At 48.3% G+C, this 19,704-nt stretch carries 19 protein-coding genes and 1 other annotated feature; of the genes, 7 read left to right on the top strand and 12 right to left on the bottom strand.

Translation table 11 applies throughout. From position 1 onward, the window contains the following. Positions 1-268: 268 nt before the first annotated feature. The 3 genes from clpB to rluD form a co-directional block, all read right to left on the bottom strand. Positions 269-2,845 carry an ATP-dependent chaperone ClpB gene (gene clpB, locus KP22_RS16680; protein ID WP_039325277.1) on the bottom strand — a complete coding sequence of 859 codons (2,577 nt, stop codon included), beginning with the start codon at positions 2,843-2,845 and terminating at the stop codon, positions 269-271. A 133-nt stretch (positions 2,846-2,978) separates the two neighbouring features. Then, positions 2,979-3,704: a purine nucleoside phosphorylase YfiH gene (gene yfiH / locus KP22_RS16675; protein ID WP_039307886.1), complete on the bottom strand. Its 726-nt coding sequence runs from the start codon at positions 3,702-3,704 to the stop codon at positions 2,979-2,981. A gap of 42 nt (positions 3,705-3,746) precedes the next feature. After that, positions 3,747-4,724, bottom strand: a complete 978-nt coding sequence (gene rluD / locus KP22_RS16670; RefSeq protein WP_039307888.1) for a 23S rRNA pseudouridine(1911/1915/1917) synthase RluD — start codon at positions 4,722-4,724, stop codon at positions 3,747-3,749. Between the two features lie 134 nt (positions 4,725-4,858). Here rluD and bamD point away from each other — a divergent pair, with 134 nt between their 5' ends. The 3 genes from bamD (at position 4,859) to pheA (ending at position 7,763) form a co-directional block, all read left to right on the top strand. After that, a complete protein-coding gene (bamD, locus tag KP22_RS16665) occupies positions 4,859-5,593 on the top strand; it encodes an outer membrane protein assembly factor BamD (protein ID WP_039325274.1) in 735 nt (244 codons plus the stop codon). A 320-nt stretch (positions 5,594-5,913) separates the two neighbouring features. Continuing rightward, the gene (gene raiA / locus KP22_RS16660; RefSeq protein WP_039325272.1) at positions 5,914-6,252 is read left to right on the top strand and encodes a ribosome-associated translation inhibitor RaiA; all 339 of its coding nucleotides are present in this window, start codon (positions 5,914-5,916) and stop codon (positions 6,250-6,252) included. 196 nt (positions 6,253-6,448) lie between these two features. Beyond that, positions 6,449-6,574, top strand: a sequence feature (Phe leader region). A gap of 28 nt (positions 6,575-6,602) precedes the next feature. Continuing rightward, positions 6,603-7,763 (top strand): bifunctional chorismate mutase/prephenate dehydratase, encoded by a 1,161-nt coding sequence (gene pheA, locus KP22_RS16655; RefSeq protein ID WP_039325269.1) that lies wholly within the window; start codon positions 6,603-6,605, stop codon positions 7,761-7,763. Between the two features lie 82 nt (positions 7,764-7,845). On the opposite strand, the gene tyrA is transcribed toward pheA, so the two are convergent. Further along, complete coding sequence (gene tyrA / locus KP22_RS16650; RefSeq protein WP_039307899.1) at positions 7,846-8,967, bottom strand: bifunctional chorismate mutase/prephenate dehydrogenase; 1,122 nt, start codon at positions 8,965-8,967, stop codon at positions 7,846-7,848. Positions 8,968-8,973: 6 nt separating this feature from the next. Further along, on the bottom strand, positions 8,974-10,047 hold the full coding sequence (locus KP22_RS16645) for a 3-deoxy-7-phosphoheptulonate synthase (RefSeq protein WP_039307902.1): 1,074 nt from the start codon (positions 10,045-10,047) through the stop codon (positions 8,974-8,976). 229 nt (positions 10,048-10,276) lie between these two features. Between KP22_RS16645 and btsR the strand changes: the two genes are divergently transcribed. The 3 genes from btsR to KP22_RS16630 all read left to right on the top strand — a co-directional run bounded on the left by btsR (position 10,277) and on the right by KP22_RS16630 (position 12,584). Further along, positions 10,277-10,993, top strand: coding sequence for a two-component system response regulator BtsR (gene btsR / locus KP22_RS16640; RefSeq protein WP_039307905.1), 717 nt, complete (start codon positions 10,277-10,279; stop codon positions 10,991-10,993). A gap of 47 nt (positions 10,994-11,040) precedes the next feature. Continuing rightward, positions 11,041-11,388: a DUF2799 domain-containing protein gene (locus tag KP22_RS16635; protein ID WP_039308016.1), complete on the top strand. Its 348-nt coding sequence runs from the start codon at positions 11,041-11,043 to the stop codon at positions 11,386-11,388. Between the two features lie 257 nt (positions 11,389-11,645). Continuing rightward, entirely contained in the window at positions 11,646-12,584 is a 939-nt protein-coding gene (locus KP22_RS16630; protein WP_039325268.1) for a class I SAM-dependent methyltransferase, read from the top strand. 250 nt (positions 12,585-12,834) lie between these two features. Here the strand turns inward: KP22_RS16630 and rplS are convergent, their stop codons facing one another. The 5 genes from rplS to ffh form a co-directional block, all read right to left on the bottom strand. Beyond that, positions 12,835-13,182 carry a 50S ribosomal protein L19 gene (gene rplS / locus KP22_RS16625; RefSeq protein ID WP_010285987.1) on the bottom strand — a complete coding sequence of 116 codons (348 nt, stop codon included), beginning with the start codon at positions 13,180-13,182 and terminating at the stop codon, positions 12,835-12,837. 62 nt (positions 13,183-13,244) lie between these two features. Then, positions 13,245-14,000: a tRNA (guanosine(37)-N1)-methyltransferase TrmD gene (gene trmD / locus KP22_RS16620; protein ID WP_039307910.1), complete on the bottom strand. Its 756-nt coding sequence runs from the start codon at positions 13,998-14,000 to the stop codon at positions 13,245-13,247. Positions 14,001-14,038: 38 nt separating this feature from the next. Beyond that, on the bottom strand, positions 14,039-14,587 hold the full coding sequence (gene rimM / locus KP22_RS16615; RefSeq protein ID WP_010285997.1) for a ribosome maturation factor RimM: 549 nt from the start codon (positions 14,585-14,587) through the stop codon (positions 14,039-14,041). Between the two features lie 18 nt (positions 14,588-14,605). After that, the gene (rpsP, locus tag KP22_RS16610) at positions 14,606-14,854 is read right to left on the bottom strand and encodes a 30S ribosomal protein S16 (protein WP_010285998.1); all 249 of its coding nucleotides are present in this window, start codon (positions 14,852-14,854) and stop codon (positions 14,606-14,608) included. Between the two features lie 157 nt (positions 14,855-15,011). Continuing rightward, positions 15,012-16,373, bottom strand: a complete 1,362-nt coding sequence (gene ffh / locus KP22_RS16605; protein ID WP_039307914.1) for a signal recognition particle protein — start codon at positions 16,371-16,373, stop codon at positions 15,012-15,014. A gap of 169 nt (positions 16,374-16,542) precedes the next feature. Here ffh and KP22_RS16600 point away from each other — a divergent pair, with 169 nt between their 5' ends. Continuing rightward, positions 16,543-17,337 carry a cytochrome C assembly family protein gene (locus tag KP22_RS16600; RefSeq protein ID WP_039307917.1) on the top strand — a complete coding sequence of 265 codons (795 nt, stop codon included), beginning with the start codon at positions 16,543-16,545 and terminating at the stop codon, positions 17,335-17,337. Positions 17,338-17,408: 71 nt separating this feature from the next. On the opposite strand, the gene luxS is transcribed toward KP22_RS16600, so the two are convergent. Together luxS and gshA are read right to left on the bottom strand one after the other, a co-directional pair. Then, positions 17,409-17,924 (bottom strand): S-ribosylhomocysteine lyase, encoded by a 516-nt coding sequence (gene luxS, locus KP22_RS16595; RefSeq protein ID WP_039307920.1) that lies wholly within the window; start codon positions 17,922-17,924, stop codon positions 17,409-17,411. Positions 17,925-18,078: 154 nt separating this feature from the next. Beyond that, positions 18,079-19,632: a glutamate--cysteine ligase gene (gene gshA, locus KP22_RS16590; protein WP_039307923.1), complete on the bottom strand. Its 1,554-nt coding sequence runs from the start codon at positions 19,630-19,632 to the stop codon at positions 18,079-18,081. Positions 19,633-19,704: the final 72 nt, after the last annotated feature.

Genomic DNA, 19,704 nt, shown 5'->3' with positions numbered 1-19,704 from the left:
AGTCAAGTCATTACTGACCGCCTTTAGTAAATCTTTTTCCTGTCACCGCAACTGCGTGTCGCTGTTGCCGTGTCAGTGGAGGCGCATTATAGGGACTTCTCGGCGGCTGACAAGCGCTAAATGCAAATTATTTTCCAAGTGTTCAAAAACAAGCCAAAAAATATCATCTAGCACATTCTCCATACAGAGTATGAATATAATATGAGCTTAAGACGTAAAACGGGGACATTCGTTAGTAAATCCCCCGTCGATTACTTACCGTTTCACCTTATTCTTGTCGTGCAACTATCTGTTCACCTTCAACATCTAATACGATCGGTTTACCGGGTATCAATTTTCCCCCCAGGATCTGCTGAGCAAGCGGGTTCTCTATCAGTTGCTGTATCGCTCTTTTAAGCGGACGTGCACCGTAGACGGGATCAAACCCGACCTCTCCGAGCATATCTAAAGCAGCATCTGTAATTGTGACACTATACCCACGCTCTTCAAGACGCTTGTACAGTCTCTGGAGCTGAATTTGTGCGATCGACGTAATATGCGCCCTTCCCAGTGGATGGAATACGACGACTTCATCAATACGGTTAATAAACTCAGGGCGGAAGCTATGGCTAACGACTTCAAGAACCATATCTCTCATTTCGGTATAACTGCGCTCACCGAAACGTTCCTGGATAAGGTCAGATCCCAGGTTTGACGTCATGATGACAACAGTATTACGAAAATCGACTGTCCTGCCCTGCCCATCAGTAAGACGACCATCATCCAGAACCTGAAGAAGGATATTGAATACATCAGGGTGTGCCTTTTCGATCTCATCCAGCAGAATGACCGAATAGGGGCGACGGCGTACAGCTTCCGTCAGGTAGCCCCCTTCCTCATAACCGACATATCCAGGAGGTGCACCGACCAGACGCGAAACAGAGTGTTTCTCCATAAACTCAGACATATCGATACGCACCATGGCGTCGTCACTATCGAAAAGGAAAGTCGCCAGCGTTTTGCAGAGTTCCGTTTTCCCCACACCTGTTGGCCCGAGGAACAGGAACGAACCAATCGGACGATTAGGGTCGGATAACCCTGCCCGGCTACGACGAATAGAATTCGCTACCGCCTCGACAGCTTCGTTCTGCCCAATTACTCGATGGTGCAGTTCATCTTCCATTCGTAATAACTTTTCTTTCTCGCTTTCCAACATGCGAGAAACAGGAATTCCTGTCCAACGCGCCAATACATCAGCAATTTCAACATCAGTGACTCGATTACGCAGCAAATGCACCGTTTTTCCTTCCTGCTGCGTTGCTGCTGCCAACTGTTTCTCTAATTCGGGGATTTTGCCATATTGCAACTCAGACATTCTCCCCAGATCTCCCTGACGTCGAGCCTGTTCCAACGCAATTTTAGCCTGCTCTAAAGAGGCTTTAATATTCTGCGTTCCCGTGAGTGACGCTTTTTCCGCTTTCCACTCTTCGTCTTGTCGGGAATATTCACGCTCTTTTTGGTCAAGTTCCGTGCTTAGCAATTCAAGACGCTTTTGGCTGGCTTCATCAGATTCTTTCTTCAGAGCCTGTTGTTCCAACTTTAACTGGATGATTCGTCGCTCAAGCCGATCGAGAGGTTCTGGTTTTGAATCGATCTGAATACGAATACTGGATGCCGCCTCATCAATTAGATCAATAGCTTTATCCGGTAGCTGGCGATCTGCAATATAACGATGGGATAACATTGCTGCTGCAACAATCGCGGGATCAGTTATTTGCACATGATGGTGCAACTCATAACGCTCTTTCAGTCCGCGCAGAATCGCAATGGTGTCTTCAACAGTAGGTTCAGCGACAAATACTTTCTGGAAACGACGCTCAAGAGCGGCGTCCTTTTCAATATATTGACGATACTCATCCAGCGTCGTCGCCCCAACGCAATGCAGTTCACCGCGAGCCAGCGCGGGTTTTAGCATATTGCCGGCATCCATCGCACCATCGGCTTTACCGGCCCCTACCATCGTATGGAGTTCATCAATAAACAGAATGACATTGCCTTCCTGCTTAGACAGATCGTTAAGCACGCCTTTCAGACGTTCTTCAAACTCACCACGATATTTCGCACCAGCCACCAGTGCGCCCATATCTAGCGAAAGTACGCGCTTGTTTTTCAGGCCTTCAGGCACTTCGCCATTAACAATGCGTTGGGCTAGCCCTTCAACTATCGCAGTTTTACCCACACCGGGTTCACCAATTAATACCGGGTTATTTTTGGTGCGACGTTGTAGGACCTGAATAGTACGGCGAATCTCTTCATCACGCCCGATAACTGGGTCAAGCTTGCCTTGCTCAGCACGTTCTGTGAGGTCAATAGTGAATTTCTTTAATGCCTGGCGCTGATCTTCAGCCCCTTGATCGTTCACTTGGTCTCCTCCTCTCACTTGATCAATCGCGTTTGTTACACCTTGCTGCGTGACACCCGCCTTTTTCAATATATCCCCCAGCGTGCCGCGAGACTCGAGAGCAGCAAGCACGAAAAGTTCTGAGGAAATAAAGGTGTCACCACGCTTTTGCGCGAGTTTGTCGCACATATTCAATACACGGACTAACTCGTTTGAAGGTTGGACATCACCATCAGTGCCTTCAACCTGCGGCAAACGTGTGATTGCCTGGTCGATTTCGGTTTTCAGGTGGTTAAGATTGGCTCCTGCGACAGTCAGAAGTGGACCAACAGTTCCACTATCCTGATGAAGCAAAGCACTCATCAAATGAAGTGGTTCAATAAACTGGTGATCGCGCCCAAGGGCGAGAGACTGGGCATCAGCAAGAGCAAGTTGGAATTTGTTGGTAAGACGATCCAGACGCATAACACCTCCCGTACACTGGTCAAAATTGCTACTGGAGATTAAATGAGGTCATCCCTCAAAAATTTCAAGGTTATTTTGCCAGTCGTGACGGGATTTAAACGCTACTTGTCTTGGATCGCCTTAATTCAATAGGTTATATCAGCCAGATTAAACTTGCCATACGGCCGGTCACGCCATCACGCCGATAAGAGAAAAATTTGTGAGGTTCGTTCACAGTACAGGAATTTCCACCAAAAATTTGCGTTATCCCTGCTGAGCGTAAACGCAGACTTGCTAGTTGGTAGATATCAGCAAAAAATTTGTTTCCTTCAGGCCGAAATGCAAAGGCCGCCGACGCATTATACTGAATAAACGCATCCCTTACTTCAGAGCCGACTTCAAACGCGTCAGGCCCAATAGCAGGTCCCAGCCATGCCATAATTTGCGCGGGCTTCGCTCGAAAACAGGCTACTGTCTCTTCAAGCACACCTGCGTGTAATCCTCGCCAACCAGCATGTGCGGCAGCAACTTCATCGCCGTTGATTGAACAAAAAAGCACAGGCAAACAGTCAGCCGTCATCACCGCACAAACCTGACCTTTCTTATCGGTATAAGCAGCATCACCGCAAACGGACGATGGAAATGCTCCACCAATGCGGATCACATCGGTCCCATGAACCTGTTCCAACCAGTGCGGCATAGCAGGAAGACCGGCCATCTCCACCAGCGTTTGCCGATTTGCGCTGACGAGTTCGGACTCATCACCCACATGATTCCCCAAATTCAGCGAATCATAAGGTGCCGTACTACGCCCGCCAATACGCGTCGTGCTGCAAGATTTCACACTTTCTGGCAAAGGCCAGTCGGGGTATATCAGCATAATCTGCCACCTCTATAGTCAGCACTTATCGTATTGAATGCTTTACCAGTCGAGTTGATCCTGAAACGCTGCGGTATCGGCTTTCAACGCCTCAATCAGCTCGACCATATCCTGTGGTAATTCCGCATGCCATTCCATGTGAATGCCGGTGATAGGATGATAGAAACGTAACATTGTGGCGTGCAGTGCTTGACGATCAAACCCACGCAGCGTTTCAATGAAATCATCCGACGCACCTTTTGGAGGACGAGGACGACCGCCGTATAACTGATCGCCGACCAGCGGGTGGTCAATGTGCGACATATGCACGCGAATCTGATGGGTGCGGCCTGTCTCCAGACGCAACCGCAAACGGGTATGCGCACGGAAATGTTCCATAATGCGATAGTGTGTCACGGCAGGCTTGCCCATCGGATGCACCGCCATGTGAGTACGCTTTGTTGCGTGGCGGGCGATAGGTTGCTCAACCATGCCACCCGCCGTCATCGAACCAATCGCAACAGCCTCATATTCACGGGTAATTTCACGCGCTTGCAATGCTTCAACTAAACGCGTCTGTGCGGGTACGGTTTTCGCAACAACCATGAGCCCGGTGGTATCTTTATCTAGTCGATGCACAATCCCAGCACGTGGCACATCGACAATTTCAGGATAGTGATGTAACAAGGCATTTAATACAGTGCCATCTGGATTACCCGCACCGGGGTGAACCACCAGATCTCTGGGTTTGTTGATGACCAGAATGTCCTCATCTTCATACACGATATCCAGCTTGATATCTTGCGCTTCCCAGCGTGCTTCTTCTTCAATCAATGCATCAATGGCTACCGATTCGCCGCCAAGTACTTTCTCTTTTGGCTTATTGATGACATTGCCGTTAATCTGTACTCGATTCTCAAGAATCCACTCTTTTATGCGGGATCGTGAATAATCAGGGAACAATTCGGCCAAAGCCTGATCTAAACGTTGTCCGAGTTGAGATTCGGCCACCGTTGCGGTGAGTTGTACTTGTTGTGCCATATTATGCAGCTTCTTCGTTAACGTTGGGTTTTGACGGCGACGCCGTTTAAAATAATGTACTATTGTAGCTGGTCTAAATCGGGAGCTTAACGGACAGCCTCCCGGAATAACATTCTGAGGATAATCAAAACGTCATGACGCGTATGAAATATCTGGTGGCTGCCGCCACGTTGAGCCTGGCGCTGGCTGGTTGCTCCAGCAATTCCAAAGATGCGGTTCCTGATAGTCCGCCATCTGAAATCTATGCCAATGCTCAACAAAAACTGCAGGACGGCAACTTTAAAGCAGCCATCACGCAGTTGGAAGCACTGGATAACCGGTATCCCTTTGGCCCCTATTCGCAGCAAGTACAGTTGGATTTGATCTACGCCTATTACAAATCCGCAGAGCTGCCATTGGCCCAAGCTTCTATTGACCGCTTCCTGCGACTCAATCCGACCCATCCAAACGTGGATTATGTCCTGTACATGCGCGGCCTGACCGACATGGCGCTGGATGATAGTGCGTTACAAGGCTTCTTCGGCGTTGATCGTTCAGATCGCGATCCGCAGTATGCCCGCACCGCATTTCGGGATTTCAGCAAGCTCATTCAGGGATACCCGAACAGCCAATACGCCACCGACGCAAACAAGCGTTTGGTTTACCTCAAAGAGCGTCTGGCCAAGTATGAACTTTCTGTCGCGCAATACTACACGAAACGCGGCGCTTATGTGGCAGTAGTTAATCGCGTTGAGCAAATGCTGCGTGATTACCCAGATACCCAGGCAACAAAAAATGCCCTGCCGTTGATGGAAAATGCCTACCGTGAACTACAACTGGCCGCACAAGCGGACAAAGTCGCAAAAGTCATCGCCGCTAATCCGGCATAAATGGTTAGTGACACCCATAGTGAGACGGCAGCTTCGGTTGCCGTTTTTTTATGGCTCTATCGGTTCGTTATATATCAATGAACAGAAAAACAGGGGTGGAGGAATCAACAACTAACGCGGTAACATCAATACATCCTATCAATAATGGCACAGGCCAGATGCCCCCTCAAGTACTTCCCTCCTATTCCCGATGGTGCTTCACAAATCGCGGTTTCTTGACAAAAAGTGACGAAAAAAAGCGATCAAAATCACGCTTTTTGCCGCAACTCACTGTATGCTGAAATTATCCAAGACGGACATAGGCAGAGAGGTAAGTTTATATGACTATTAATATTACCAGTAAGCAAATGGATATCACCCCCGCAATTCGTCAACATGTCGAAGACCGTCTTACTAAGCTGGATAAGTGGCAAACCCAGTTGATTAACCCACATATCATTCTGTCAAAAGAACCTCAGGGTTTTGTAGCCGATGCCACGATCAGTACACCGAATGGCCCACTGGTTGCCAGCGCCAAACATGACGATATGTATGCCGCCATCAATGAGCTGATTACCAAGCTCGAGCGCCAGTTGGATAAACTCCAACATAAAGGTGAAGCCAGACGTGCGATAACAGGTGTCAAAGAAGCGAATCTACAACCGACGCAAGAAGAGTAACCTCAACTTTCTTTATCTCAATATAACGCGCCCAAGGGCGCGTTTTTGTATACTAAGCACTGCTATCTGCGTCCTAAAGAGCCAATGCGATACACCGTTTAACAGTGCACTCGGCGATTTTGTATTGACAGGATGAAAAGCCAACAGTTACCTTACCTGCTCAGAATCTGGATATCTTCCTGACTAACCGAGTAAATATGATAAATAAACTGTTCTTCTTCGTATTCTTTTTCACCTTCCCCTGATTTGGGAGGCGATTCGTCGTAAGAGCAAGAATACGAAGACGAACAAAAAAGCCTCCTGACCAGGAGGCTTTTTTTATATAAGAACATAAGACAGGTAACAGCATCATGACAGACAACCCATTACTGGTACTGCGAGAACGCATCAGCGCATTGGATCTGCAATTAATTGAACTGTTGGCACAAAGGCGAGAACTGGCGTTGGACGTTGCCCGCAGCAAATTACATTCGCATCGCCCAATCCGAGATAAAGATCGTGAGCGTGATTTGCTGGACAAGCTGACAACCGTAGGGAAAAAACACCACCTTGATGGTCATTACATCACCCGCTTATTCCAGCTCATCATTGAAGATTCGGTACTGACGCAGCAGGCTCTCTTACAGCACCACCTCAATCAAACAACGTCACACTCTGCCCGCGTCGCCTTTCTCGGACCGAAGGGGTCTTATTCCCATCTAGCGGCGCGCCAATATGCTGCACGACATTTCGAGCAATTTATTGAATGCGGTTGCCAGAAGTTTCAGGATATTTTCAACATGGTGGAAACAGGGCAAGCCGACTATGCCGTTTTACCCATTGAAAACACCAGTTCCGGCTCGATTAACGATGTCTACGACCTGCTGCAACACACAGGGTTATCCATCGTCGGTGAATTAACTAACCCGATAAATCACTGTGTCTTAGTTGCCACCGATACGTCATTAGCACAGATCGAAATAGTTTACAGCCACCCTCAACCATTCCAGCAGTGCAGCCATTTCATCAATCGTTTTCCGCACTGGAAAATTGAATATTGTGAGAGCACGGCTGCCGCGATGGAAAAAGTGGCTGCGCTCAATTCACCAAAAGCAGCAGCACTCGGCAGTGAAGCCGGTGGTCAGCTTTATCAACTACAAGTGCTGGAACATAATCTGGCCAATCAATCGCAAAACATCACCCGCTTCATTGTATTAGCCCGTAAACCGATTGATGTGACTGAACAAGTGCCAGCCAAAACCACATTGATTGTGGCAACCGGTCAACAGTCGGGCGCACTGGTGGAAGCACTGCTGGTATTGCGAGATAACGGCATTGTAATGACCAAGCTGGAATCGAGACCGATCAACGGTAACCCGTGGGAAGAGATGTTCTATCTTGATGTGCAGGCCAACCTGCGCGGCGATGCTATGCAGAAAGCGCTAAAAGGATTAGCCCCGATTACCCGCTCGTTGAAAGTATTGGGCTGTTATCCCAGTGAAAACATCGTCCCTGTTGATGTAAACGAATAGTCGATGTGAACGAATAATTGAAAAAGCCATCCCAGTTTCCACCGGGATGGCTTCTCAAGCACAATCTTAAGCTCAAACGTACTTACTGGCGAATGTCGTTTGCCTGACGCAAAAGCACGCGGCTCTCTGCCTGAAAGCGCTTTGCATAGTCGCCGAACCAGTGTTCGACCTTCTTAAAACTACTAATAAATTCCGCTTTATCTGCCTGCTCCAGTAACTCAATGGCTTCGCCAAAACGTTTGTAATAACGCTTAATTAACGCCAGATTATCCTCTGAGGACATAATAATGTCGGCATACAGCTGTGGATCCTGTGCAAACAGTCGCCCAACCATGATTAACTCCAGACGATAGATTGGCGATGACAGAGCTAATAGCTGTTCAATCTGCACATTCTCTTCCGCTAAATGCAGGCCATAGGCGAATGTTGCGAAGTGACGCAGCGCTTGAATGAACATCATATTCTGATCGTGTTCAACCGCGCTAATACGGTGTAGGCGTGCGCCCCATACCTGAATTTGTTCCAGCAGCCATTGATAAGCTTCCGGCTGTCGACCATCGCAATAAACGACAACCTGTTTGGCAAGGCTGCCGCTGTCTGGCCCAAACATAGGATGCAAACCAAGTACCGGACCATTATGCGCCGCCAGCATCGCCTGAAGCGGGCCATTTTTTACTGATGCCAAATCAACTAAAATACAGTCATCTGGCAAAACAGGCAGACGTGCAATAACCTGTTCGGTAACATGAATCGGCACGCTGACAATCACCATACCCGCATCAGACAACAGCTCATCAGCGTGAGGCCAGTCATCTTGCTCCAGGATCCTCACCTGATATCCCGACAGCGTCAGCATTTTCTCAAACAGATTTCCCATTTGACCACGGCCACCAATGATGACAACCGGACGCAGCTGTGGGCACAGCGTTTTAAAGCCTTTGTCGTTTTCGCTGGTATAGGATTCACGCATGGTGCGCCGTAGGATATCTTCAATGAGATCCGGCGGAACCCCCATCGACTCGGCTTCTTTGCGACGTGAGCTGAGCATGGCCGCTTCACGGTCGGGCGCATAAATGGGTAAACCATAGCGGTTTTTCACTTCACCCACTTCCGCCACCAAACGCAACCGACGTGATAAGAGCGCGACAAGCTCCTTATCTACCTCATCTATCTGATCACGTAATGCGGTCAGTTCAGCTACCATATCTTGTTACTCTCCTGAATGTTTCACACGTGCGGTACTCAGATCTTGATGAACGGAACGCAGCAACGTTTCTGTACTTTCCCAACTGATACAGGCATCCGTGACCGATACACCGTAGCGCATATCTGAACGCGGTTGTTCTGAAGACTGGCTCCCCTCATTAAGGTGGCTTTCCAGCATAAGCCCAATAATTGAACGATTTCCCGCCTTGATTTGTTCAATCGCAGATTCAACAACAAGTGGCTGACGGCGGTAGTCTTTATTCGAATTGCCGTGACTACAATCTATCATCAGAGCAGGTCTCAGTCCCGCTTCCTGCATCTGTTTTTCACATTCAGCGACATCCTGCGCGCTGTAGTTTGGTTTTTTACCACCGCGCAGAATCACGTGGCCATCGACGTTCCCTTGCGTTTGCAGCAAACAAACTTGCCCCGTTTGATTGATGCCAACGAAGCGGTGAGGCATCGCGGCAGCTCTCATTGCGTTGATCGCCGTCCCCAGACTGCCATCAGTACCGTTTTTGAATCCAACAGGCATAGACAGTCCAGAAGCCATCTCGCGGTGTGTTTGTGATTCCGTCGTACGTGCGCCGATAGCTGACCAGCTAAATAGATCGCCCAAGTACTGCGGGCTGTTCGGATCAAGCGCTTCTGTCGCCAGCGGCAGTCCCATATTTACCAGTTCCAACAGCAGCCCACGAGCAATATGCAACCCAGACTCCACATCAAATGAACCATCCATAAATGGATCGTTAATGAGTCCTTTCCAACCCACGGTTGTACGAGGCTTTTCAAAATAAACGCGCATCACAATATAGAGGCGATCGCTCAGTTCAGAGGCAAGCGACTGCAAACGGCGCGCATATTCCAGCGCGGCATCCGTATCATGAATCGAACAAGGCCCGCAGACAATCAACAGCCGATCATCGCGGCCATGAATGATATCCGCAATAGTCGCTCTCGCTTGCGCAATATCGTGCTGCTCTGCGTCGTTAAGCGGAAACTTGGCTTTCAATTCATCGGGAGTAATCAAAACCTGTTCTGCGCTGATATTAATATTGTTAAGTGAATCTTTTTGCATGATCCCATTCCTGAAGAGTTCGGTATGTTCGCGATCGTCTTTACAACCTACGCGTGATGTTTACACCATAACACGAACCGTAAAGATTTCAATCCAGCAAGTGTAAATAAAAAATTACCATCCTAAATATTGCCAGAAAAACGATTTTTGCATGCTCTATCACTTCCCGACACAACCATGCTAATCCCTGACGTGAAAAATGATAGAATCACGCCAACAAGGGGGAAGGATGCTGAAAACCATAATCATCGATGACGAACAACTGGCACGCGAAGAGCTCAGTCTGCTGTTGGAAAATGAATCTGATATCACCATCATTGCACAGTGCAGCAATGCGCTGGAGGCAATACCCGCTATCCACAGGCTGCAACCGAATGTGATTTTTCTGGATATACAGATGCCAAAGGTCAGTGGGTTAGAGCTGGTTGCCATGTTGGATCCAGAAAACATGCCTTACGTCGTCTTCGTGACAGCCTATGATGAGTACGCGGTGAGAGCATTTGAAGAACATGCTTTTGACTATTTACTTAAACCACTGGATGCACTGCGGCTGAGTAAAACGCTAAACCGTTTACGTCGCGGCACCAGTGTAAATAAAAACGTACAGTTAATTTCAGAGCCCCTGCTTCGCCATATTCCCTGTAACGGACACAATCGTATTTTTTTGCTCAAGATTGAAGAAGTCGAGTATCTTTGTTCTGAACTCAGTGGCGTGCACGTAGTGGGCGTTAGCCAGTCTGGCTACACCCAACTTTCGCTGAAAACGCTGGAAGAGAAAACGCCTTTTGTCCGTTGCCATCGTCAATATATGGTTAACACGGAGCAACTGAAAGAAATCCAGTTAATGGAAAATGGTGCAGCAGAAGTGCTGACACATACGGGAAAGCACATCCCCGTCAGTCGCCGCTACCTTAAGTTACTGAAAGAAAAACTGGGTATCGCCTGACGAGATGTTCATTCGGGCCAATGGCCGCATATATTGAAGGTTTGATGATGAAATACAGTTATGTTTTGGCTGTAATTCTTTTAATGACAGCCTGCCAAAGCAACATAACGTCGCTACCGGCTAAAAGTGAGTCAGGATTCTGGTATGAAGCAGGTTATCAGGATTCGACCTCTGGCATGGTGGTAAAAGACGATGGCACCTTACAGGAATGGTTTGGTAACCCACAGGTTGACCGTGAAACCTATCTACGTGGTTACCAAGCTGGGCAATCGGCTTTTTGCCGTGCAGACAACATGGAGGAATGGGGAAAAGCAGGGAAAAACTTTCCCGCCAGTTGCGATGGGGTAGAATCTGCGGAGACACTACGAGCTAGCTGGCAACAGAGCCTACCTTAACATCTTCCTAAATAACGATGATCCATGCTAATACGCCGCGTGGCTGACAGAAAGCTAGAGTTCATCGTATTTGGTAACAATTCAACTTACTTTAGTATCCTCACCGAAATACGCCAGACATACCTCGCCTCTATTATCGCTCACATAAATAATCACATCTAGTTATTAATAACCTGGAGCTGGGATAACGAAAGATCATAGATCACAGCGAGTTAATCCCATTATTGCTAATCGCGATTATATTATGGAGTGCTCATATGTCCGATTCAAACAAGTCTTATAACTCATCTTCAAATAACAGTTCCAGACTCTTATCACACACAAAATCATCGACAGAAGGCCATGATGAACGGATCGCTTCGGTAAAAAACAAAATTCTCGAGTCAGGCGCTCACCTCGGCATTTCTGTAGAAGAACAGTTGGCGCTTCTGGACGCTTTCTCCCACCTTGAGTTAGGCCAATTTTTACTAAATCATCATGGGCTAAATGCGTACTGGACACATAATGTGATAGCCCATCGGCCAGCTCATTATGTTAACCCACTAGAAGAAATCATCTACACACAGTTACCCAGCGTTTTGGCGACTCGTGAGCGATTCGGTATTTTCCAACGCCTGCTTCAAGAACTCTTACGCCCCAACGCCGTCATGGTATCCGTTCCTTGCGGCGTCATGGCAGATTTACTGCTGCTGGATTATACGCGGCATCGAGATGTGAAATTAATCGGGATCGATCTGGATAAACAAGCGCTGGAAGAAGCATATAAACTTGCCAGTCAGCAAGGGTTAGAAAACCAGATATCATTGGTTCTTGCTGATGCCTGGACAATTGATCTAGCAGCACAAGCAGATGTAATTACCAGCAATGGACTCAATGTTTACGAGCAAGATGATGACAAAGTCACCGAGCTTTACCGCGTGTTCTACTCTGGATTGAAGCCGGGAGGCACGCTGATCACTAGCTTTATGACGCCGCCTCCTACGCAGTCGCCAGACTCTCCATGGACAAACACCGACCCAAAATTGCTGGCGCTTCAATATGTACTTTTCTCACGCATTATTGGGGCAACGTGGACAGCATTTCGCACCCACAAACAAACACAGTCGCAGTTAGAGCAGGCCGGATTCACAGATATTCAGTTTATTAACGATCGTATGCACATGTACCCAACAGTCATCGCTAATAAGCCATTCTGAACAGGGTAAACGCGGTATTTTGATCGCCTTAACCGATCAATATTAGAAAATTGATCTGTATAAACGTTTATAAAATAACCATATCTAATGTCATCATGGTACTGAAATTCAAAAAATAATGATGGCACCAGGGAAAGCCAAGCCCACCAAAATGGTGGGCTTTTTACTGGCATAAAGCACAAAAAAAGGGCTTAGCCTTTGGCTAAACCCCTTATTCATAACAACTTTCGGATGTTGCGAAAGCGCTATCTTAGTTAAGACGCTCTTTGATACGAGCAGACTTACCAGTACGCTCACGCAGGTAGTACAGTTTGGCTTTACGAACGGCACCACGACGTTTAACAGCGATGCTGTCAACAACAGGAGAGTGAGTCTGGAATACACGCTCCACGCCTTCGCCGTTAGAAATTTTGCGAACAGTGAATGCAGAATGCAGACCGCGGTTACGAATAGCGATAACCACGCCCTCGAATGCCTGCAGACGTTTTTTGCTGCCTTCAACAACCCATACCTTCACTTCTACGGTATCACCCGGACGAAATGCAGGTACGTCCTGCTTCATTTGTTCGTCTTCGATTTGCTTAATAATGTTGCTCATAATATGTCTCTTACCCTAGGTAAACTGATAGTTGGGTTCGCACAGTAGACTGGCGTAACCATCTAATACTCTTGTTGCTCAGACTGATATTCACGTTGGAATTCAGCCAGCAACCTTGTTTGCTCGTCAGTCAGAGCTAGGCTTTTCAGAAGTTCAGGTCTTCTAAGCCAGGTTCGGCCCAGCGACTGCTTCAATCGCCAGCGACGTATTTCTGCATGATTACCAGACAGTAAAACTGCCGGAACATCCATGCCTTCCAGTATTTCAGGGCGAGTGAAATGAGGACAATCCAGCAACCCATCGGCAAAAGAATCTTCTTCTGCTGAAGCCTGATGCCCCAGAACGCCCGGAATAAAACGGGCAACGGAGTCAATCAGGGTCATCGCTGGCAGTTCCCCACCGCTGAGTACGTAATCCCCTATCGACCATTCTTCATCGATCTCGGTTTTAATTACGCGCTCATCAATCCCCTCGTACCGTCCACAGACCAGAATCATCTTCTGGTTCATAGCGAGTTGACGTACGCCTTGCTGATCTAATTTACGACCCTGAGGTGATAAATAAATCACTCTAGCGCCTTCGCCTGCCGCTGCTTTTGCTGCGTGGATCGCATCCCGTAAAGGTTGCACCATCATCAGCATTCCAGGACCACCGCCATAAGGCCTGTCGTCCACGGTGCGATGCCGATCGTAAGTGAAATCACGAGGACTCCAATACTGTACGTTCAGCAGGCCATTTTTAACTGCCCGGCCAGTGACTCCGTAATCAGTAATTGCCCGGAACATCTCTGGAAACAGGCTAATCACCCCAATCCACATAGCTTCGTTCCGCTGGGTACTACTGGTCGATTCAGAGTTCAAAAACCAGGATCCCAATCCACTTCAACAGTTTGAGCAGAAAGGTCGACGCGCTTAACAACCTGTTCGGTGAGGAACGGGACCAGCCGCTCCTTGACCCCGAAGGCATCTTTCAGGTTAGCTTTAATCACCATCACATCGTTCGAGCCAGTTTCCATCATGTCGATGATTTTACCTAACTCATAACCCGTTACAGTTACGACCTGACAGCCAATAAGATCCTTCCAGTAATAATCACCTTCGCCCAAATCGGGCAGTTGTGACGAATCTACGACAATTTCACAATTAGTCAGTAAATTAGCCGCATCACGGTCATCAGCACCTTTCACTTTAATGATCAGATCCTGATTGTGATACTTCCAGCCTTCAATCTCGACAAGCTGCCAACCGCTTTTGCTCTGGATGAACCAAGGTTGATAATCAAAAATGCTCTCGGCATCTTCGGTGGATGAAAACACTCTGAGCCAACCTCGGATGCCATACGCCGACCCAATTTTCCCCATCACAATCGGGTTAACGGGAGGTTTTGGACTGAGTTGATTGCTCATTATCACCACCGCGACAGATTATGCTGCTTTTTTAGCGTCTTTGATCAGCGAAGATACGCGATCAGACACAGTTGCACCCAGACCAAGCCAGTGCTCGATACGGTCCAGATCCAGACGCAGGGCTTCTGCTTGACCAGACGCGATTGGGTTGAAGAAACCTACGCGCTCGATGAAACGACCATCACGCGCATTGCGGCTGTCGGTCACGACTACTTGATAGAAAGGGCGTTTTTTAGCGCCGCCACGAGCCAAACGAATTGTTACCATAACATCCTCTTTAGTGAATAAAACAACTGGGCCCCATCGAGGAACGGAGCCCAGTATGTTATATAAAAAGCCCGAAAATTTTACTCATTTTGGCGCAAAAAGCAATCTAAAGCGTATAATCTCGCCAAGAGTTTCTCTACACCATCGGTTTCGGTAGTTAACGCCCTGGGAATCCTGGTGGCATCATCCCTTTCATACCGCGCATCATTTTCGCCAGGCCGCCGTTTTTCATCTTCTTCATCATTCGCTGCATATCATCGAATTGTTTCAGAAGACGGTTCACATCCTGCACCTGCATGCCCGAGCCCTGTGCGATACGGCGTTTACGCGAACCTTTGATAATCTCGGGTTTAGCACGTTCCTGACGCGTCATCGAATTAATGATCGCCTCCATACGCACCAGCACCTTGTCATCCATTTGTGATTTAACATTATCAGGCAGTTGGCCCATGCCTGGCATTTTACTCATCATGCTTGCCATGCCGCCCATGTTGCGCATCTGCTTGAGCTGATCCAGGAAGTCGGTCAAATCGAATCCGTCGCCCTTCTTCAGCTTCTTCGCCAGTTTCTCAGCCTGTGTACGATCAACCTTGCTTTCAATATCTTCAATCAGTGAAAGCACATCGCCCATGCCAAGGATGCGTGATGCAACGCGATCGGGGTAGAACGGCTCCAGCGCTTCGGTTTTTTCGCCAACGCCAAGGAATTTAATCGGCTTGCCAGTAATATGGCGGATAGATAACGCCGCACCGCCACGGGCATCACCATCAATTTTGGTAAGGATCACCCCCGTCAGCGGCAGCGCTTCATTAAAGGCTTTTGCCGTATTCGCCGCATCCTGCCCCGTCATGGCATCAACCACAAACAGCGTTTCAACCGGCTTAATCGCCGCATGAACCTGTTTTATTTCGTCCATCATCGCGTCGTCAACGTGGAGACGGCCGGCGGTATCGACCAACAGGACATCGTAGAATTTCAGCTTAGCGTGTTGTAACGCCCGTTCTACGATAGCAAGCGGCTTCTCCTGTGCATCGGACGGGAAGAAATCAACACCCACCTGCTGTGCCAGCGTTTCCAATTGCTTAATCGCCGCAGGGCGATAGACGTCAGCAGAAACCACCAGCACTTTTTTCTTCTGTTTTTCACGCAGAAATTTACCCAACTTGCCTACGCTGGTCGTTTTACCCGCACCTTGCAGACCCGCCATCAGAACCACCGCTGGCGGCTGAGCGGCGAGGTTCAGCTCGGCATTGACGTCGCCCATTGCGCTGACGAGTTCATTTTTAACAATCTTGACGAACTCTTGACCCGGAGTCAGGCTTTTGTTGACCTCATGCCCAACAGCACGTTCTTTTACGCGATTGATAAAATCACGTACCACAGGTAACGCGACGTCGGCTTCCAGCAATGCCATACGTACTTCACGCAGCGTTTCTTTAATGTTTTCTTCAGTCAACCGCCCGCGGCCGCTGATATTGCGCAATGTGCGCGAGAGTCGATCGGTTAAATTTTCAAACATATCTCATGCTCAACGTAAGACAGGCCGCCAGCGCGACACGAATGGAAGAGATTATACACAAAAGCGGGAACGATCTCAGCGCTGCTGACGGAGAACTGTTGGTACCCACGGCGACTAACGCTATACTGATTCTCTATTTTACCTAGTTGATATTTAATAACCTATTTGTATGTCTGTTTTCGCTATTGTGGCGCTTGTCGCCTACACTCTCAGCCTCGGACTGATTATCCCCAGTCTGCTGCGTAAGAACAGTGCATATCGTCGGCTGGCAATACTCTCGGCCAGCGCTGCGCTAATCTGCCATGCGGTGGCGCTCTATCAACGCATTTTCGATGTTCAGGCGGGTCAAAACCTTAGCCTGCTGAATATCGGCTCGCTTGTCAGCCTCATCATTTGTACGGTGATGACGATTGTCGCTGCGCGCGATCGCGGCTGGTTTATTCTCCCTATCGTCTATACTTTTGCGCTGATCAATCTCGCCTTCGTCAGCTTCATGCCAAGTGAGTTCATTACGCATCTGGAAGCGTCACCGGGTTTGATGATCCATATCGGCCTGGCACTTTTCTCCTATGCAACCTTGCTGATTGCGGCACTTTACGCGCTCCAGCTTGCCTGGCTTGATTATCTTCTTAAGAACAAAAAGCTCGGTTTTGCCGCTGACATGCCGCCGCTGATGAGCATTGAACGTAAGATGTTTCACATCACGCAGATTGGCGTCATCCTGCTCACTCTGACGCTCTGTACTGGCTTGTTCTATATGGATAACCTGATTGATAACAAAGAGAACCTGCACAAGGCTGTATTCTCCTTATTTGCCTGGTTCATCTATATTCTGTTGCTTTGGGGACATTATCATGAAGGCTGGCGGGGTCGGCGCGTCGTCTGGTTTAGCCTGGTTGGTGCACTGATGCTAACACTTTCCTACTTTGGCAGCCGGGTTATACAGCACTTTCTCGCAGTCTGACGCGTTCGCGAGCATAAAAAAAAAGAGAGCCCACTTTCGGCTCTCTTTTTTATCTGGTCATACCCAAAAAACTAGATATGCAACTCAGCCAGTTTATCTTTCGGCAGCGCAAGATCGCCATTTTGGTTGATACCAATATCGTGATCCACAATATGCTGGGCGATTTCCTGTGCTTCCACCAGCGAATGCATCTCATAGGTGCCACACTGAAATTCGTTCAGCTCAGGGATTTTACGCTGGTCTGTCACTTTCAGGACGTCAGACATCGCCGCTTTCCAGGAAGCAGCAACACGTTGCTCATCCGGCGTACCGATCAGGCTCATATAGAAACCAGTGCGGCATCCCATCGGTGAAATATCGATAATTTCAACGCCATCACCGTTTAAATGATCCCGCATGAAACCGGCAAACAGGTGTTCTAGCGTATGAATGCCACGCTCCGGCATGACCTCGATGTTCGGACGACAGAAACGCAGGTCAAATACCGTGATATTGTCGCCATGAGGGGTTTTCATGGTTTTAGCAACCCGAACGGCGGGTGCAGCCATACGAGTGTGGTCAACAGTAAAGCTATCTAGTAACGGCATAATGCCTCCTCCTCATAGAAAAAATTCATTTTTTCTCGTTTCCGGGAAACTTTTCCTTTTTATGCGAGTCTGACTTATTGAAAGACGCGCATTTATTATCATCATCCCTATTAGAGATGTTTATTTTGGCCACAGTTTCTGTGGCCTTTTCTTTTTAATGCGTCGACAAATAATCGTCAAAATCCATCTTATCTTCCGACTCAACCTGACGCTGACGCTGCCAAGAGCGCTCGCTCTCAGATGCCAATTGTTCTTCCGTCAACACCTGCAACGGCTCACCACTGAGCATTTGGCGGTATTCTTCCGCTAAGTTCAGCCCCACGCTACCATTGCCTTCTTGCTTCATCAACGCTAATAGTCGACCAGAGAACGTCGTTTCAGGATCGTCAAAACCAACGAGCAGCTCATCACATACCTGCTGGTAGTGTGGTTGATCGTTTTCCGCGTCCATCACTTCCGCAACACGACGTAAATCCGCAAACAGGGATTTCCCCACTTCGGCAATCGGTTGTTGGATGGTTTCACACCGCATACCTACCGTTTGCCCTGGTTTACGGCCTTCAAGGATCACTCGATTCCAGTTTTTACGTGTACACAGTAGCTCATCCGCACTCATTTCTGGAGCATCCGCCAACGCACACCAGATCAGGAATAAATCCAGAAAACGCACCTGACTTTCGCTCACCCCAGTAGGAGAGAACGGGTTGATATCCAGCGAGCGAACTTCGATATATTCGATTCCTCCACGCAGCAAAGCATCAGATGGCGTTTCACCCGCACGCGTCACACGCTTAGGACGAATCGGCGCATAGAGCTCGTTCTCAATCTGCAAGACGTTCGTATTCAATTGTAGATAACGACCATCCTTCTTCATACCAACCTGAGCATATTCCTCAGACGGCGTTTTTATCGCTCGTTTTAACGCGGCGACATAGGTATCCAGATCGTTAAACGTAATCCCCAGATTGCTCTGTGATTTATTGGTATAGCCTAAATCACTGAGCCGTAGAGAGGTCGCATAAGGCAGGTAAAGCATGCCTTTTTCCGTACGCTCAAACGGCAGTGCAGTTTCCCGCCCTCTCAGGAAAGACGAACAGATCGCCGGAGACGCACCAAACAGATAAGGGATCACCCAGCCAAAGCGGTAATAGTTGCGAATCAGTCTGAAGTATCCCGCAGATATAGCCTTTTTACCGCTTTCTGCGTCAGCAACGCCTTCTCGCGCCTGCCAGAATGACAGCGGAAGAGAGAAGTTATAATGCACACCGGAAATGGTCTGCATCAACGCACCATAGCGGTTTTTTAGCCCTTCGCGGTAAAGCGTTTTGAAGCGCCCGACATTCGAAGAGCCATATTGCGCCAGCTCTATATTTTGCTCGCTGTCGATAAAACACGGCATGCTCAATGGCCACATCCGTTCATCGCCCAGGTTACGGGAAACGTGACGATGAATATCGCGCAGGAACGTCAGCAAGTGATCGACATCTTTGTCGACCGGCGTAATGAACTCCAATAACGCTTCTGCAAAGTCCGTCGTAATCCACGGATGTGCTAACGCTGAGCCCAATATTTCAGGGTGCCCTGTCGCAGCAAGATGTCCATTTGCCGTTACGCGCAATGTTTCGCGTTCAATTCCACGCTGAATCCCCTTCACCGCCTGTGGGTGTTTTTCCAGCCAAGAAAGTGCTTCTGAAATGTCCGGGATCAAATCGACCTCCCGTTGTTAAAATGTAATGGTTGTAAGCATAATTGAAACTCAGCAGCACTCACCAGTTTGCAT

It is taken from the genome of Pectobacterium betavasculorum, assembly GCF_000749845.1.
Taxonomy (GTDB): domain Bacteria; phylum Pseudomonadota; class Gammaproteobacteria; order Enterobacterales; family Enterobacteriaceae; genus Pectobacterium; species Pectobacterium betavasculorum.
The sequence above is the reverse complement of the archived record's forward strand: the minus strand, read 5'-3'. Positions and strand labels throughout refer to the sequence as shown.